This is a genomic window from Psychrobacter sp. PG1, assembly GCF_014897815.1.
Classification (GTDB): domain Bacteria; phylum Pseudomonadota; class Gammaproteobacteria; order Pseudomonadales; family Moraxellaceae; genus Psychrobacter.
Map to the genome: position 1 here is coordinate 58,213 of NZ_JABUZG010000081.1, position 16,842 is coordinate 75,054.

Sequence of the window (16,842 nt, forward strand, 5' to 3'; positions counted from 1 at the left end):
GCTGTTGTGCCTTACCATATTGCCTGTAGATCTTGTCCTATAATAAATATGTAAATCGTCTTTATAAAATCAATGAGTTAACGACGGCGCCTAGACCGCAAGATGGCTCGTATAATAAACACAATGATAATAATAGCCACGATGATACCGATTACTGCCAGTAAGCCCGCATATTTGATTAAGAAGGGCTTGTCAGTACCTGTCGTTGCGATACGGTCAACATCACTAGCACTCACCTCACTACTGTTGAGACCACCAAAATTCACACGCACATAATTGGTAATACCAGCGATTTGCTCGCTATTTAGCTCATCTGAGAACCCTGGCATGATAGGTGATGTGTTAGTCGCGCCTTCTACCCCATGAAGGATCATATTGACCAGCGCATCAGGTTTCTCACGGCGAATACTGCTGAGTCCAACGATAGGAGCGTAACGCGCATCAGGCTGACCATAACCGTCAACGCCGTGACAGCTACCACAAGCTGCCAAATATAGCGATTCTGGTGAATTGCTGCCATTACTCACCTGTACTTTGGCTTGGGCTAAATAATCTTTTTGCGCCAGTAAATCATGAGTGATAGATTCGCTAATGGGTGTTGGTAAACGCGAGACATCAACGGCTGCGACCTTATCATCTGTTTGGATAGCAGGCACCGCTTTTAGATAAGAAGCAATGGCATTCAAATCTTCATTTTTTAAGTAGCGCGTACTATGTGCAACCGCCTCGCCCATAGGATCACCCGCATAGGCACGCTGGTCAAGCTCACCAGTACGCAGATAAGTGACGATATCTTGTTCACTCCAACTACCGATACCGCTCGACTCGTCAGACGTGATATTTGGTGCATGCCAATGACCAAGCTGAGCACCTGATAGATACATTTTTTTATTGAAACCCATAGTGCTATTACGCGGGGTATGGCAAGTGCCGCAGTGCTCTAAGTTATTGACAATATATTCACCACGTTGCTGCGTCTCGGTGAGACCATCACGGTTTTCAGTAGACGGGACATTGAGAAAATTCCAGCCAATCATTAAGCTGCGAATGTTAAAGGGAAATGGCAGGTCAGTTTTATATTTCGGTGCTTCATCGACAGCAGGTACGGTTTGCAGATAAGCAAACAACGCACTGATATCTTCTTCTTTCATGCCACTATAAGAAGGATATGGCATGGCAGGGTAAAGCATATGGCTTGGCGTACGACCTTTTTGCAACGCAGCCTTTAAATCCTTTTCGGTATAATCGCCGATACCATAACGTTTAGACGGGGTAATATTGGTTGAGTAGATATCTCCCATCGGCGTTTCGATCGCTTTACCGCCAGTATAATCTTCGCCATGACATGCCATGCAATCGGCCGCACGGGCAATGTAAGCACCGCGATTGACAAGCTCGCTATTGGCTGGACTAATATTAGGTAAACTGGCATTAGGCAAGCTAGCATTGGCTAGGCTGGTATTGACGACGCTTGCGCCTTCAGCCATCGCAGCGCTGGAGGTCATACCAATGACGAGCATCGATAACATCACAGAAAGTGGCTTCATAATATCCTCATATAGCGGGCACCTAGGGTGTTGTAATTATTATTAGGATGAATGATTGAGATGAAACATTTTATATTGAGCAAGCCTTAATGAGTGACGACTTGTTATACTCAATTGATAGTCCATTAAGTGAGGTAGCAAATCATCCAGTAAAATAGCGTGACAAAAGTAATTTCATAAGCGTAGTTACTAAGCATGGTTACTAAATGATGTCTACTCACTCTACTAATGTAAGACTATTTCGCTACTATTACTTAATGAGTAACGTATTGGTCTCAAATTTTTACAAAACGTAAAGAACCGCATTGTCATTATCAGTTTTTGATAACGTAATATATTTTTTTATATTGTAATAATAGGTCATTTAAATAATACCTTTAAAATCAGTAACTAAAGTTCTATTTTTTGGGTGCATATCTTTTATAAAAAACCTATCATTATAGATAATTGTCATATATGCGCTTCATTTTTTGTCATCATCGATTTTAGTTGTACATAATAGATACATAGACTTAAGTTAGCACTCGCTTTTTTTACCAGTCAGATTTTTATAATGCTACGAAACAAACTATTGCACCGCACCATATTTTGTTTATGATAGGCGCTATTTCCACATTGCCGATCGCCGCCTGAGACACCACTATGAAGTTACCAATCCTTGCTTATATACTTACATCAGCCCTGTTAATGACAGGCTGCCAATCATTTCAGTTTGTCGACAGCCCTATCCCTGTGAATACCACCCCTACCAATAGCATCTTGGTCAAAAATACGCCTGCCACCACTGTGCAAGTTCAAAATAATACCAGTACAAAAAATCAAAAATAGTGCCATCACACTCATAAAATAAGCAGAAAAAAGGCAGATATCGGTTTGATATCTGCCTTTAATGTTTAATAAATTACCTTGAATGATCCAATAGCCATTCATTTCAAGGGCGTGCCGCCGGCTGATGCTTGATAATTGTCTTGGCCAAATGATCGCCGAACCAAATAGCCGTATCAATATCTCCACGTCCTGGCGTTTCCTCAGGGGGACCATCAAGCGACTGGGTCATCAAGCCCAAAAAGCTAGATAAACGGTTTAAATCATGAGCCTCATGACCTGTCGGCATCAGCGGTAATCCAATCCAGTTCATGCCATGCTGCATCGCATACAAAGAAATCTGCTGCAATACCGCCAGCTTATCACCGCTCAGCCCACCAGAGTTGGCAAAAGCGGCTGCCCACTTGCCTTCCCATTTACGATGATACCAGCGCTTTGAGGTTTCATCCATAAAAGTCTTAAATTCAGCAGTGACACTACCCATATATACGGCACTACCGAAAACCAGCAAATCCGCCTGATCCAAATAATCCCAGTCAACCTTGTGGACATCAACGGCTTTGGCCTGTGCTGCTGGCAATTGCTGGCGCGCCCCTTCGACGATCGCTTCAGCGACGCGCTTGGTATGACCGTAGTTGCTATGATAAATAACAGCAATAGCTACAGTCGGTATGCTATCAGTAATGGACGGTTTGGCAGGTGTATTCATACAAACTCTAATAATAGCTATAAATGGTTAAATAAAAACAATATAAGTTCAACAGTTAATCGCGCGCAACAGCAAATAGCGTAATCCTAAGCAGCGCCACGTACAATGCCCAGCGCCATTCGACCTGTAGCAGGCTGCTGCAAATGCGTTTGACGCCGATAAGAGTAATAGTGGTCATCAGCATAACTACAGCTGCTAGATAATGTGTCATCTACTATAACGCCCGCCGCACTAAGCTGATCCGCTGCCAACTTTGGTAAGTTTAGCTTGATTTTCATTGCGTCAACTTTGTCACAGCTTGACAGCTTATCAACCGTATCCTGTACATGTTGAGTATTGCTATCGCCTTTAATAGTAGCCACAGAATCTATGACATATAACGAATCAAAATGTTCAATACTGGCTGTGTTCAATAACTTATTTTCTGTGCAACCTTTCAATAATTGATTGCGAACTTGAGCGCCAACTTCATAGCTGTCTTGACTGATACAAACACCAATCCAAGCTTCGATTTGTCCCGATTGCGTAAAACAGTGCACAGTCGCTTGAATAACCCCGCAAGCCAGACCTTGCCAACCCGCGTGAATCGCTGCCATTTGACCACTGGCTGGCTGATATAAGACTATCGGTACGCAGTCAGCCGTCATTATTGCCAGCCCAAGCCCTTGTTGCCGACTGACCATCGCGTCAGCAGACATTGGCATCATACCTAGCGCTGTGCCATCAATATCATGAATTTGCTTACCATGAACTTGGTTAACCCAGTGTAAGCGTTTGATGGGTACCTGTTGGCATGTCGACGATGAGGGTACAAGCTGCTCATTGATGGCAGATAATAAACGCATGCGATTGCTCAGTACTTTTGCAGCATCGTCATTGACATGCAAACCTAAATTTAGTTCACCATAATTCGCTTGACGTTGCTGTCGTACTAGCTGTTCTGTGGGCTGGTCTTGTGCGTCAACGTCATCGCTTGAAAAGGCAGCTGTTTGAAAAACAGCCACATCATCAATCTGTGCAAGCAATGTCATAGGAAACTGATGAGTCATGGCTAATTTACCGTCTTAATGAGTCATTTTTATGTCACGGATCGCTATTTACTACTAGGCTCTGTTTTTTACAAGCGACTTTACGCTCTCGCCTACAAGGAGCGGTCTACTCGTCATCATAGCCATCACTTAGCACAGCCATTAACTGCTGCATATCTTCAGGCAGTGGTGTGGTAACTTCAATATCTTCACCTGTCGTTGGATGTACGAAACCCAGTGTGTAGGCATGCAAGGCTTGACGTGGAAAATTATTAATCGCTTGACGTTGTGCTTCTGTCAGTCCTGCCCGCAATTGACGACGACCACCATAGACACGATCACCCACTATCGGATAAGTAACATGACTTAAATGCACACGAATTTGGTGAGTGCGTCCCGTTTCAAGACCTACATCCAACAGGCAATAATTGCCATTAAGCGCGGTCACATTCAGTAAATGTGTCACAGCTTCGCGTCCTGCCGTCATTACCGTCATTTTAGTACGCTGATTACGGTGACGACCGATTGGGGCGTCAATACGGCGATGGCGCGATAGACTCGCTGCGTCCCCTGCTACCACACATTGATAATGACGATAGACCGATTTGTCCTTTAGTTGCTCCATCAGCGCAAGCTGTGCTGGCTTGGTTTTACCAATCAACAATAACCCTGAGGTATCTTTATCAATACGGTGCACCAGACCTGCACGCGGCAAATGGTGCTGCTGCGGATAGTGATACAGCAGTGCATTAACCAAGGTGCCGGTTTGGTTGCCCGCACCAGGATGCACTACCATGCCAACAGGTTTATTGATGACCAATACGTCATCATCTTCATAGACCACATCGATGTCTATATTTTCTGGTTGATCTTCACTATGCTGCTCTAATGTGGTCGTTAACTGCATCACATCACCCGCTCTGACACGAATTTTCGGTTTTTGCACGCCACCGTTATACAGTAGGCTGCCATCACTGATCCAACCTTGTAATTGAACACGTGAGAAATCGGTAAATATTTTTGAAGCCAATTTATCAATACGTAAACCTGCTTCGTCTTCTATAACCGTATGCGTCATATTAATAATTACTGGCACCACTTGACCGGCGGCTGACGCTTCATCATCGTCGCTATCATCAATGTCGTCAGCATCTTCATCGCTGCTATCTATCATATCGTCGTCAAGCACATCACTATCTTTTAGCATAGCTTCTTCTAAAACATGATCGCTATGGCTTTGCTCATCAAGCATCGACTGATTATTGTCAGGTAATTCACTATTATTTAAAATGTCATTTGGCATCGGTGACTCTTGTGCTGATGAATCAGTCTGTCGTGATTGATTCGGTGGTAAATGGGTAGTCATAGCATTATTATTCATAGCAGATTTATATATGGCAAAGCGCCTAACATGGTTTTGAAAGGTAGCTTTTGAGAAAATTTCTAATAAAGTGTTAAGCGTAACGCTATAAAAAACAAAAGGCCATTCGCTATCAATCACTTATCATAAAAGCGATCGTCGTCGAAAAAAGCGGAGGCAATACCGTGCTAGTGTATCACGCCAAGCGCCTAAGCCCTATAGAAGCTGTGTGTTATCTGTCATTTTTTGATTATACCGCAGCGAGCGTCAGCGCCGTACTTAACTCTCTAAAATATGACATTGCTGTAATTTACTGTATATTTGTCAGTGTCAGCGACATTCGATATCGCTCGTGACAGCAGCTCATGTTAAAATGCCAAACTGACATGCGCTGGTGTACAGCTCATTGCGAGCAGCAGCATATCGTATATGCGTTGCAGTAGACTAATAACTGTACGATACTGACTCAAATTCGATGAGCACGATTGGATTAAGTACAATATAGATGGCGAAAAAATAGACGAAGCAAACGTTATTCTATAAAGTATAGCCATATTTTGCTGTATGCTATGCCACTGTATGCTTATCGAATTTTTATTAAAAGCATTTGGTTTGATATAAACCCTATGCCATCAAGCGTTTTTTAATAACGATAACTGGTATGTCCGATGATTGACATAGTAGATGACAGACCACTATTGATGCCTACGCATCGTTTTTTATCATTAACCTAATATCTAGTATGATAGCGTCGCTGCTATTATACGTCTTGTGTCGGAGAAGAAGTATGCAAGCTGTTGGCAATACGTTTATCAAACTGTCCTCAATAACCCTACTTGCGCTAAGCGTAAACTTAGTGGGCTGTCAGACTTTCAAAAATCTGACTGGCGGTAAAGACGTCGATGCGGTAGAAACTGCCGAAAAATCAGAGCAGAATTATTATAACGACGCCATTACCCAGATTGATAAAGGCCGCTATACACAAGCCATCGAAGATTTGACCAATCTGCGCACTTTTTATCCTACTGGACAATACGCTGAGCAAGCATTACTCGACATGATGTACGCACAATATTCCAGTGGTAAGTATGAAATGGCAGCCGCCAGCGCTGAGCAATTTATTAACCTATATCCTTCTAATCCGCAAGTCAGCTACGCTTACTATGTGCGCGGCGTCGCCAATATGCAAGGCTCATCAGAAGGTCTGAAACTGTTTAAGCTCAATCAAGCTGAGCGTGATACCGCCTATTTACGTATTGCCTTCGCTAACTTTCAAGAGCTTATTAACAAGTACCCTAACAGCCCTTACGCGCCAGATGCCGCTCAGCGCATGACTTTCATTTATAATCAGTTTGCTGAAAGTGAGATGAGTGCAGCCAACTGGTATATCGAGCGCGAAGCTTATGTCGCTGCTGTTAACCGTGCCAAATGGGTGTTTCAATACTATCCACTTAGTGAATCCATCCCTGACGCAATCGCGGTCTTAGCTTATAGCTATGACAAATTGGGTATGTCTGATTTGGCAGCAGAATACAAAACTCTATTGCAGATTAATTATCCCAACATGTTAAGTGCTGATGGACGCGTTAAACTCGACACCAAACGTGAGCGTTCTTTCATCAACAAATTGACTTTTGGACAGTTAAGTCGTTTTAACAAAGATACTTCATCAGTTGCGACAGGCGACTATAACGGCGCGACCAAAACTCAGGTTATTCGTAACGCCAGTCAATTGAGACTGCCAAGCGATAATGCAGCAGCAGCCAGTGCAGCGCAAGGTACTTCACCTGTGCGCGCCAATACTGGCATCAATGTCGGCTTGGGTCTGCCTGAAGCCTCCGCTGAGCGCATTACTAGCCAATCGAGCACTGGCTCTACGGCAAGAGAAGCCAATGTCGATCCGCAAAACACCAATCCTGTACGCCGTACGACATTGCCTGTTCAAGGGATTGATATCCTGCCAGCAGATGTCGATATGAATGATGAATAAATACGCTAGATTTGAGGCAACCTCTCTCTTTTAATTAAGAGAACGTCTCTTCTTTTTAGTACATCAACGCACATCATGAAAAAAATAAGGTCAACGACAGAGTTGGCCTTATTTTTTCTGTTTCTGTTTCATTATCTATGCCCAATATTGTTTGCGCCCAATATTGCCTATGCTTAAGATAATACACCTATGGTAAACTGTTTTTTGCATGAGTATTCCAAATCACATTCTCGACCAATTAAATAGCCAAGCTGACTTAATCAGTATCATTGGGCGTCATACGACGCTTAAACGTGCTGGTAGTGAGTTTAAAGGCTGCTGTCCATTTCATGGTGAAAAGTCGCCCTCTTTTTATGTCAATCCACAAAAAAACATCTATCATTGCTTTGGCTGTAGCGTCGGCGGTAATGCCATCAGTTTTTTACGCGATTATGAAAACTTAACTTTTATTGAAGCGGTTAATGAGCTATCAAAGCAGACGGGCATCGAAGTCCCAAAAGAAGAGCAACAAAACGTCAGCTACCAGCGCCGTGCACCAAAGCCGATTGCACCACCGTCAATACCTAGTCCGACTATCGACGCTAAAAGTCCTGCTCAAGCAATTGATGTACCTTCTATTAACGCTACTTCGGCTATTCAGCAACAAAACCAGTACGGCGATACCGATCAACCCGTTTATCACGATAGTAGCAACGGCTACGATGAGTATCCACCGCTAAATGCTTACGACTCAGCGTCTTATCCAGAAGATTCTTATGGCACAGACTACCAAGATGATAATAGCTATCCGCCAGCATGGTTGACAGGTGGCGATACTGACGCTGCGGCATTGTACGATGATCATAGCGTTTCCGATAAAGACGGTAACCTGTATGAGCTGTTAGAGCAAATCCAGCAGTTTTATCAGCATAATCTCACCATTCATCCGCATGCTAAGCACTATTTTTTATCGCGTGGTATTACAGAAGACATCTTTGAGACCTTTGGCTTAGGCTATGCGCCCTTTGGGTGGCAGCATCTTGAGCATCAGTTTCCACAAGATATTGAAGGCTTAAAGGCGCTTGGTTTGGTGCGCCAATCAGAGTCAGGGCGCGATTATGATCTACTCCGTGATCGGGTCATTTTCCCGATTCGAGACAATCAAGGACGCACCATTGGTTTTGGTGGGCGGGCGCTCGATGATGAAGTCAAACCTAAATATATCAACTCATCTGACTCGCCCGTTTTTCATAAACAGCATGTGCTGTATGGCTATTACGAATCACGCCAACAACGTGCCGACAGCTGGCTAGTGGTCGAAGGCTATATGGATGTGATTGCCCTCTATCAAGCGGGTATTTATGGTGCTATCGCTTCGATGGGTACGGCGATCAATGAAAGCCAAATCTCGCGGCTATTGACACTCAATCCAACGCTAATTTTAAGCTTTGATGGCGATAGCGCAGGACAAAAAGCGGCTTGGCGTACCCTTGAAGTGGCTTTGCCAGTACTGGCCGATGATAAAGAACTGCGGTTTTTGACCCTACCAAATAATCATGATCCTGATACGTTTATTAAGAGTCAGGGCGGCGATGCCATGCGTGAGCAAATCGCGAATGCCATGCCATTGTCACAGTATATTTTTGCCTATTTAAGCGAGCGTTACGATTTAACCTTGGCAGAAGGCAAAGCCAAGCTCATGTCGCAAGTACGTGCCTTGACCACTGCATTACCTAAAGGCAGTAGCTTTCGCTATTTGCTGAACAATGACGTCTATCAGAAGCTGGGTGGTAAACGTAGCCAAAATATCGAAGCCAAAGATGCGCTGCTAGATTTTGATGGTGACATGACCATCAGTCAGCAATTGCAACTTTGTTTTTTGTTTCAGCCACGTGCCTTAATTGAAGACCCTATCGAAGCCATTTGGCAGCAGGCAGGTATTAATGATTTACAGCTGCCAGCACACATCAAGCAAAAAGCCGCGCCTGACATCTTGCGTCCGCTTGCTTGGGAAGATCTGCAAGATACCGACCTGCTGGATATCGTTAGCACCATCAAACGCTGCCTGAATCATTTACCCAAAGATGCCAACGCCGCCGCACACTTTATATTGTCTAATGTCAAACCAATCACCCAAGACACACTTAGCCGTAGCTGGGGCGGATTTTATAAGACATTAATTGGCAGAAATATTTTGAGCTTGGATGAGTTGATCGAAAACTTGGTGATGCAGTTGCTCAAGTTACATCTGCAAAAAAAGATGCAAGAGCTTATCAAAAATCCTGATCATATCAAGCTGGCGATTGTCCGTAAGCAGTCGCAATTATTAAATGATTGGCTACGCGCGCAGCAAGCTGAGCAGTCAGCGCAGATGGCGACGGTGAAATCTTAACGTTTGCCATTATTTTTGCTAAAAAATCTCTAACCCTTTAAAAGTATAGCGGCTGCCCCCACTACTAATGATTATGCCCAATAGCATGTATTGCCATTTAATCATTTGGCTGATATAAAATAATCGGTAAAAAATGGTCGGTAGATATCACTACTTCGTGCTTGATTACGCTGGTGTGTGTTAAACTGTGTCGCTAACTATTTATAGCCCGATTTAATAGATGACGATAAATCCGCCTCATTAAGCACAAATTTTAGATATTATTTTGAAGTATCCGTTTTTAGGTACCGTTATTTTTATATATTATTTAGATAATGTTATCTTGAAGAGTTTTTAGCGTTACTAATTTCTAGCAGTTTTTTAGCATTGTAATTGTAGTATTTTGAGCCTTTATTCATATCAACTCATTTTTGATATTATTGACAACCTCTACGCCATATTTTGATGAATCGATTGATTATATCAACGCACTGAGCGACCGATAGCGCGTCACAATATAAAAATGTCCGATGCAAGTAAGCGAGTATTTATGAACGATAAGTCAGTTTCTAAGTCCACATCTCAACTGGCCACCTTAATCCAAATGGGTAAAGAGCAAGGGTATCTCACCTATGCTGAGGTGAATGACCAACTGCCCGACTCTATTACCGAAAGCGATCAGATCGAAGATATTGTGCAAATGCTGACCGACGTTGGTATCAAAATCTTTGAATCTGCGCCTGATGCCGATGACATCTTGATGAACGACGATTCAAGCGATGATGACATGGCAGCGGATGAGGCAGCGGCGGTATTGGCCTCTGTTGAGACTGAGCCGGGTCGCACCACTGACCCTGTGCGTATGTATATGCGTGAAATGGGTACGGTTGATCTATTGACCCGTGAAGGTGAGATCGCCATTGCCAAGCGTATCGAAGAAGGCATTCGTGACGTACAGCATGCGATGTCTTACTGGCCGGGCACCGTACAGTTCGTCCTTGATGAGTATCAAAAAGTACAAGATGGCGAAAAAAAGCTTTCTGACGTCATTACTGGCTTTTTAGATCCTGAGACCGAAGCAGACAAAATCGCTGCCCAAGAAGCAAAAGAGGCAGCAAAAGAAGAACGTGAACGCATAAAAGAAGAGAAAGAAAATCCGCCTGTGATCAAAGCAAAAGCCAAAGCAGCGGCGCTTGATGATGAGGACGAGGATGAAGACGACGTTGAAGAGGAAGCTGAAGAAGAAACCAGCGGTATCGATCCTGAAGAAGTACGTCTGCGTCTAGAAGAAATCGAACACTTATTTATTAAAGCCAAGCAAGCCTTGCTAGATTATGGCCGTGGTAGCACAGAAGCAGATACTGCTTATGCCTTACTTGCCGAACGCTTTATGATGCTAAAGTTGAACAATCGCTTGTCAGACCAAGTCATGGCTATCATGCATGATGTCTATGATGATGTGCGTAAGCAAGAACGTCAAATCATGCGTTTGGTCATTCGCCGTGGACGTATGCCACGTGAAGAGTTCCGTAAGACTTTCCCTAGCAACGAAACCAACGTTGATTGGTTGATTGAGCGCATCAAAGGTAAGCCTGCGTTTGCTGGTACGCTAGAAAAAGTCACTGATGATGTTATTTTATTGCAACGTCGCATTCGTGACTACGAGCAACAGCTCGACATGAAAATCCACGATATGAAAGATGTCGCGCGCCGTATGGCAGTCGGTGAAGCAAAAGCTCGCCGCGCCAAAAAAGAAATGGTCGAAGCTAACCTGCGTCTGGTTATTTCTATCGCGAAGAAATATACCAACCGCGGTCTACAATTCTTGGATTTAATCCAAGAAGGTAACATCGGTCTGATGAAAGCCGTCGATAAATTTGAATACCGCCGTGGTTATAAGTTCTCGACCTATGCGACATGGTGGATTCGTCAGGCAATTACCCGCTCTATCGCTGACCAAGCACGTACCATCCGTATCCCTGTGCATATGATTGAGACGATTAATAAAATAAACCGTGTCTCACGTCAATTGCTACAAGAAATGGGACGCGAGCCAACGCCTGAGGAGTTAGGTGAACGCTTAGAGATGGACGAAGTTAAAGTCCGTAAAGTACTGAAAATCGCCAAAGAACCTATCTCTATGGAGACACCAATCGGTGATGATGAAGACTCGCATCTAGGTGATTTCATCGAAGATGGTACGATCTCAAGCCCTGTTGATGATGCGACCGCAGCTGGTCTGCGTGAAGCGACTCGTGATGTATTGGGCAATCTGACTGAGCGTGAAGCACGCGTGCTAAAAATGCGCTTCGGTATCGACATGCCAACCGACCATACCTTGGAAGAAGTGGGTAAGCAGTTTGACGTAACACGTGAGCGTATTCGTCAGATTGAGGCAAAAGCACTGCGTAAATTGCGTCATCCGTCACGCTCTGAGCATCTGCGTTCGTTCTTAGAGAATGATTAATCATAAAGCAAACTAAGCACCAATAAAAAAGCCGAGTTTATCTCGGCTTTTTTTATACTTTAAAAGCTCTAGTTAATTATTTAGCATATTGAAGAATGCAAAAATCACGGTTTGATATCTGACCGCTTACGTATTAGAAACCAGTGCTCGTTTATTCATATTAATAACTATCACATCTATTTCTTCGACACCGGTATATCCATGGGAAATATCTTTCCAATATTCCTTTAGGGCTGGTGCTAGACCTTCAATACTGACTTTTTTACCTTCAACCATCCAGTTTTTTTCAGTATTTAAGGAAATCAAAAGAAATATACCGCATCCTGCTGATTCTTCTCTTAAATAGTCGCCAGCCAGCTGGTTTCTTAGTCGCTCACATAACTTTCTACCGCTCCAGTTTTTATCAAGTAACTTTAACTCAATAGGCACTGGGGATTGGACATTTGGATTAGCAAGCCTGATATCCATTCGCTGGTCATTAGCCAATTCAGGCTCTTCAGCAATGGTATAGTGATTCTTACTGTTCTGATTTAGGTAGCCCGCTATGAGGGTTCTGACTTCATTCTCTTCTGCCGCTTTTTGCCAAGTTCGCCACGGACTGTCATTACCATTCTCTATCCAACCTTTAAGCGCATTTAACTGTTGTACAGCCAACTCGAAAAGCTGTCTATGTGTTCGAGGAGGTAATACTTTGGATTTATGAAATTCTTTAAACTGCTCGGCAGACCACGGTATTAAGTTTCCATATCTCTCCGCCATTTCGTAAGCTCGTCTTTGAACTAACAGCTTTTGAGATCCATCTTTATATTCTTCAGAAATTTGCTTTAAAGCATAATAATTCGCTTTGCTTGGTATCTCTACCAAATAGTGTAATAATTTATCTCTAGCATCTTGAGCATCATCACGAATGGTCGGCGAATATACGCCTTTGCCAGCTCTCTGTATATCATCGCTTGGCTTAATATATTTATGCATCAGCATATAAAGAGTTTTCAAATGAGGGGCTGTCTTAAATTTTCCTGCGTAATACACTGTTTTCTGAGTATAAGTTCCACCTAATAATGCTGTGATAAATATCGCAGCAACTTGCTGAGCATCTTCTTCGTTCAGCAGTAGTAGCCAGCTCTTCAGCCTTGAGATACCACTATTTGCATCATTATCAACCAATAGTGCAAACCACCAAGCCACTTCTTTATAGTTATCCGCATTAAGTGCTATATATTTATCAGCTAGTATGGCTAGCTTTCCAGATTCAACACCGCCCTCAATCAATATCTTTACACAGTATTCTTTACGAATAATAAGTGGACTGGTACGACTCATCAAATATTTTAATACTCTGCCAGCCATCAATTCATGAAGCCAAGGAGCATGACGAATCAAGTCCTGCAAAATATGACTCAAAGAACCCTCAGAACTACAGGTTTTTAACTCCCAAAGTAGCTCTTTCCATATAGCATCTTCTGTGGCTTTTGGAAACGCTCTATGCACTCTTTCAAACCAACTGGGAAAACCGTTAATATCCCAAGTAATGTAACGCAATGCTGTATTAAGGTCGTTAGTGTCTAAATAGTTGGGGAAACCACTGATTTCATTGGCTTCAATTTCTAGACCAGATAAAGCAATTAATAAAGCGGCAGGAATTGAATTATCAAAATTCTGTTCTGATTTTAATGGGGGTCTATGACTTCGCCAATAATTCATACAAAAGTCTTTGTATGCTAGAGCAACCTCTTTACCAAACTTGGGAGTAAGACTTCTCCAGTCACTATAATGCTGACGAGTAATATTCGGGCTATCTTTTTCTAGCTCTCTTAATAGCCATAAATGATGATCTGTAATATTGTTTTTCCCTTCTGGAGGGCTACTAATCTCCGATGGATTATTGCTTAAATGTGTTATCCATTCTTTGTCATTTTTTTCTCGATCTTCTTGTATTTTCTTAAACTTTTCACGACTTATCTTTAATTCTTCTTCATACTTTTTCATTGTTTCACTACTTTCAGGATTCAGTAATCTTTCTAATTTATCCTCAAGTACACTATTTCCTGATACAGCTTTACGCAAATCTTCCAACATATTAATGGGACAGTCGCTCTGATGATATATTCGATAAGCATTACCAAGTGCGACTAGCTTATCATTATCTAGAGTTCGTGACCCGATATACGCTAACATTCTTGAAAAGTCAGACGTTTCAAACCTCCAGTAATTTTGCCTATAGAATAGATGTAAGTCATGATTAAATGACTTATCGTTCCTACCAAATTTTTTTCTTGCGTCTTCTACGCTATGCCAGTACAAAGCATCATTCATTTCAACCCATTGAGGTAATATACTGTGCAGATTATTCTTACACGTATCGACATATATTCCCTGATGAAACTCTAATAAGACTGCCTTAATCAACATTGAAAACGATACCTCTGATAAAGCGTATCTATTCCTTGTCAAAACCAATCTTTCTATACACTTCAATGACACGCTCATCAGCCAAGCATCTTTTTTTGACACCTCACACTCTTCTTTTTGAAAAAAATCATTTACATTCAAGTAGTGATATAACTTATTTAATAGATAATAAACAACTTCACCATCTGCATGATCAATAAATCTAGACATAGATCTAGTCAAACCTGTTGGCATAAAATCATTCGGTTCGGCTAACTTAGCAATTCCATCAATAATAAAATCAATAGTTGCGGTATTTGGTTCAGCATCAACAACTAACTCTGATAGCAACCATCTTGGAATCTCTTTATCAGAATTATTGACACCTTGCCATACAGCATTCTTCTGTTCTCGACTTCCGCAAGACATAACCGCTTTGGCTGACATGGTTCTCGTATACTTATCTTTATTATTATCGATAATTATAGGTATCAATGCATCGACACATTTAGCCATTCCACCTTGAAGCACTAATCGGCTGAGAAATAAGATAATATTGTCGTTGCTTTTATGATTGTTAATAAGTTCGAGCACATTACTTTCTAGATCAGATTGGGCAACATTGGCGATAGCTATATCGCTACCCGTATAAGCTTTGTAGCGATCTTTATCGATATTGTCGATAAGCTTTAAAATTGCGTCTTGCCTTGTATATACAGATAGTTTAGAAGGGTCACCACCTTCGATGATAACTTCTGGTGTAATATTCAGAGTCTTAGCACAGATATTGTCATCAAATAAAATAAGCCACGGAAGTACTGGGCGAAGTAAAGGGGTGACAATACTTTCATCAAGAGAGTCTTTGAAAAAATAGGATTCAATATTTAAACGATTATAATTATCTTTAATTAGCGAACTAAAAAATTCTGCTGCCAATAGCTCACGTATATCCCTATGCCTAAACCGTACTGCGCCATATAAAATGTCGTTAAACAGTCCACTTTCTAATAACTTTTTTACATCACTTTTATCCCAGTCGTACAGTATGGTGTCTGCATCTATGCCCTTTTTATTACGCTCCGAGTCAGGTACATTAATTTCTGCATTTCCTGTTAATACTACAGCTGCCGCCAAGCGCTGTGCCCCGCTGCGCGCCAAATCTGTATTTAATGCGGTACGAGAGCCAGCGCTATGACTCTCCTTGAGCCGTAGATCAATATTATGCTGTATAAGCTCTAGGCGTCCATCAAGTGACTTATCCTCTTTCCATTTATCGATTATTGCATCTAAGTCAAAAGGTCTTTCAGCTAGGCTCCAAAGGTCAATCCTTTCAACCTCATCTAATAATTGATCAGTATCTTTAACTCCCTTTTCTTGACAGTATGCAGCGATTTTTTCTCTATCCAGAGGACGTAAGCTATAAACTTTAAGCGTACTAGGAGGTTTTTTATCCTTACTAGTAGACCCTTCTTGACAATCACTGCCCTTTAGTGGCAAAACCTCATCCATTAATTCTTGATCAGTCTTTGCTCTCCAGCTATAAGGTCGACTAGAAATATATATGTGTGCTCTAAGTTGACCTCTCTTAATCGCTTTGGCAAAATACCGTATTGCTCTTTCGAATGCTCTTGGACTGGTAAGTAAGGCTTCATCTACAGAGTCTAGAAAAAACCATGCTTCTTCATCTGAATCTAACCAACTATCGAACGCCTCCTCATCGCCAACTTCAAAGCTTTCATAAAAATGACGATCAATATCTTCAATTCTAATAAAAAATGCATACTCCCCTTTACTCTTCATCAAAGAAGCTCTTTCCCTGAACTCAATCGTTTTTCCTGCGCCTGCTTCAGCGAGTACAACACAACGATACTCACTTAAAATTAAATCCCATGATTCAGACTGTCCAGTATTAAATTTGAGGTAATTTTCAATATCTTGCAAATCATCTTTATCTTTAGAAACAGCTGAAAACTGTCTATCCACTTCAATATAATTCAACATATAAGTTCCAAATTTTTTATAAGGAAGTACCCTTCATTAGCCTGACCATGATGTATAGATAAAACCATATACGTTCTATCTATTTTTTATCAAGAGCTACAAAACCATCAAATTCTGACACATTCATCAGAGTGAAAAATTATACCAATCCCAATAATTAAAGTTGCGCCCAAG

The 16,842-nt window shown here is 42.0% G+C and carries 9 protein-coding genes; 4 read left to right on the plus strand and 5 right to left on the minus strand.

The window, feature by feature from the left end:
* Positions 1–77: 77 nt before the first annotated feature.
* Positions 78–1,547 carry a cytochrome c gene (locus INT03_RS12425; RefSeq protein WP_193009189.1) on the minus strand — a complete coding sequence of 490 codons (1,470 nt, stop codon included), beginning with the start codon at positions 1,545–1,547 and terminating at the stop codon, positions 78–80.
* A gap of 642 nt (positions 1,548–2,189) precedes the next feature.
* Between INT03_RS12425 and INT03_RS12430 the strand changes: the two genes are divergently transcribed.
* Positions 2,190–2,375: a hypothetical protein gene (locus tag INT03_RS12430; protein ID WP_193009190.1), complete on the plus strand. Its 186-nt coding sequence runs from the start codon at positions 2,190–2,192 to the stop codon at positions 2,373–2,375.
* A gap of 103 nt (positions 2,376–2,478) precedes the next feature.
* Here the strand turns inward: INT03_RS12430 and INT03_RS12435 are convergent, their stop codons facing one another.
* From INT03_RS12435 to INT03_RS12445, 3 genes are all read right to left on the minus strand, one after another.
* The gene (locus tag INT03_RS12435) at positions 2,479–3,081 is read right to left on the minus strand and encodes a flavodoxin family protein (RefSeq protein WP_193009191.1); all 603 of its coding nucleotides are present in this window, start codon (positions 3,079–3,081) and stop codon (positions 2,479–2,481) included.
* 86 nt (positions 3,082–3,167) lie between these two features.
* A complete protein-coding gene (locus INT03_RS12440) occupies positions 3,168–4,130 on the minus strand; it encodes a polyphenol oxidase family protein (protein WP_193009192.1) in 963 nt (320 codons plus the stop codon).
* 106 nt (positions 4,131–4,236) lie between these two features.
* Complete coding sequence (locus INT03_RS12445; protein ID WP_193009193.1) at positions 4,237–5,475, minus strand: RluA family pseudouridine synthase; 1,239 nt, start codon at positions 5,473–5,475, stop codon at positions 4,237–4,239.
* A 781-nt stretch (positions 5,476–6,256) separates the two neighbouring features.
* Here INT03_RS12445 and INT03_RS12450 point away from each other — a divergent pair.
* The 3 genes from INT03_RS12450 to rpoD all read left to right on the plus strand — a co-directional run bounded on the left by INT03_RS12450 (position 6,257) and on the right by rpoD (position 12,276).
* Positions 6,257–7,459 carry an outer membrane protein assembly factor BamD gene (locus tag INT03_RS12450; protein ID WP_193009194.1) on the plus strand — a complete coding sequence of 401 codons (1,203 nt, stop codon included), beginning with the start codon at positions 6,257–6,259 and terminating at the stop codon, positions 7,457–7,459.
* Between the two features lie 208 nt (positions 7,460–7,667).
* Positions 7,668–9,830: a DNA primase gene (locus INT03_RS12455; protein ID WP_193009195.1), complete on the plus strand. Its 2,163-nt coding sequence runs from the start codon at positions 7,668–7,670 to the stop codon at positions 9,828–9,830.
* 529 nt (positions 9,831–10,359) lie between these two features.
* The gene (gene rpoD / locus INT03_RS12460; RefSeq protein ID WP_045452235.1) at positions 10,360–12,276 is read left to right on the plus strand and encodes an RNA polymerase sigma factor RpoD; all 1,917 of its coding nucleotides are present in this window, start codon (positions 10,360–10,362) and stop codon (positions 12,274–12,276) included.
* A 126-nt stretch (positions 12,277–12,402) separates the two neighbouring features.
* Here the strand turns inward: rpoD and INT03_RS12465 are convergent, their stop codons facing one another.
* A complete protein-coding gene (locus INT03_RS12465) occupies positions 12,403–16,668 on the minus strand; it encodes an NACHT domain-containing protein (protein ID WP_193009196.1) in 4,266 nt (1,421 codons plus the stop codon).
* Positions 16,669–16,842 lie beyond the last annotated feature (174 nt).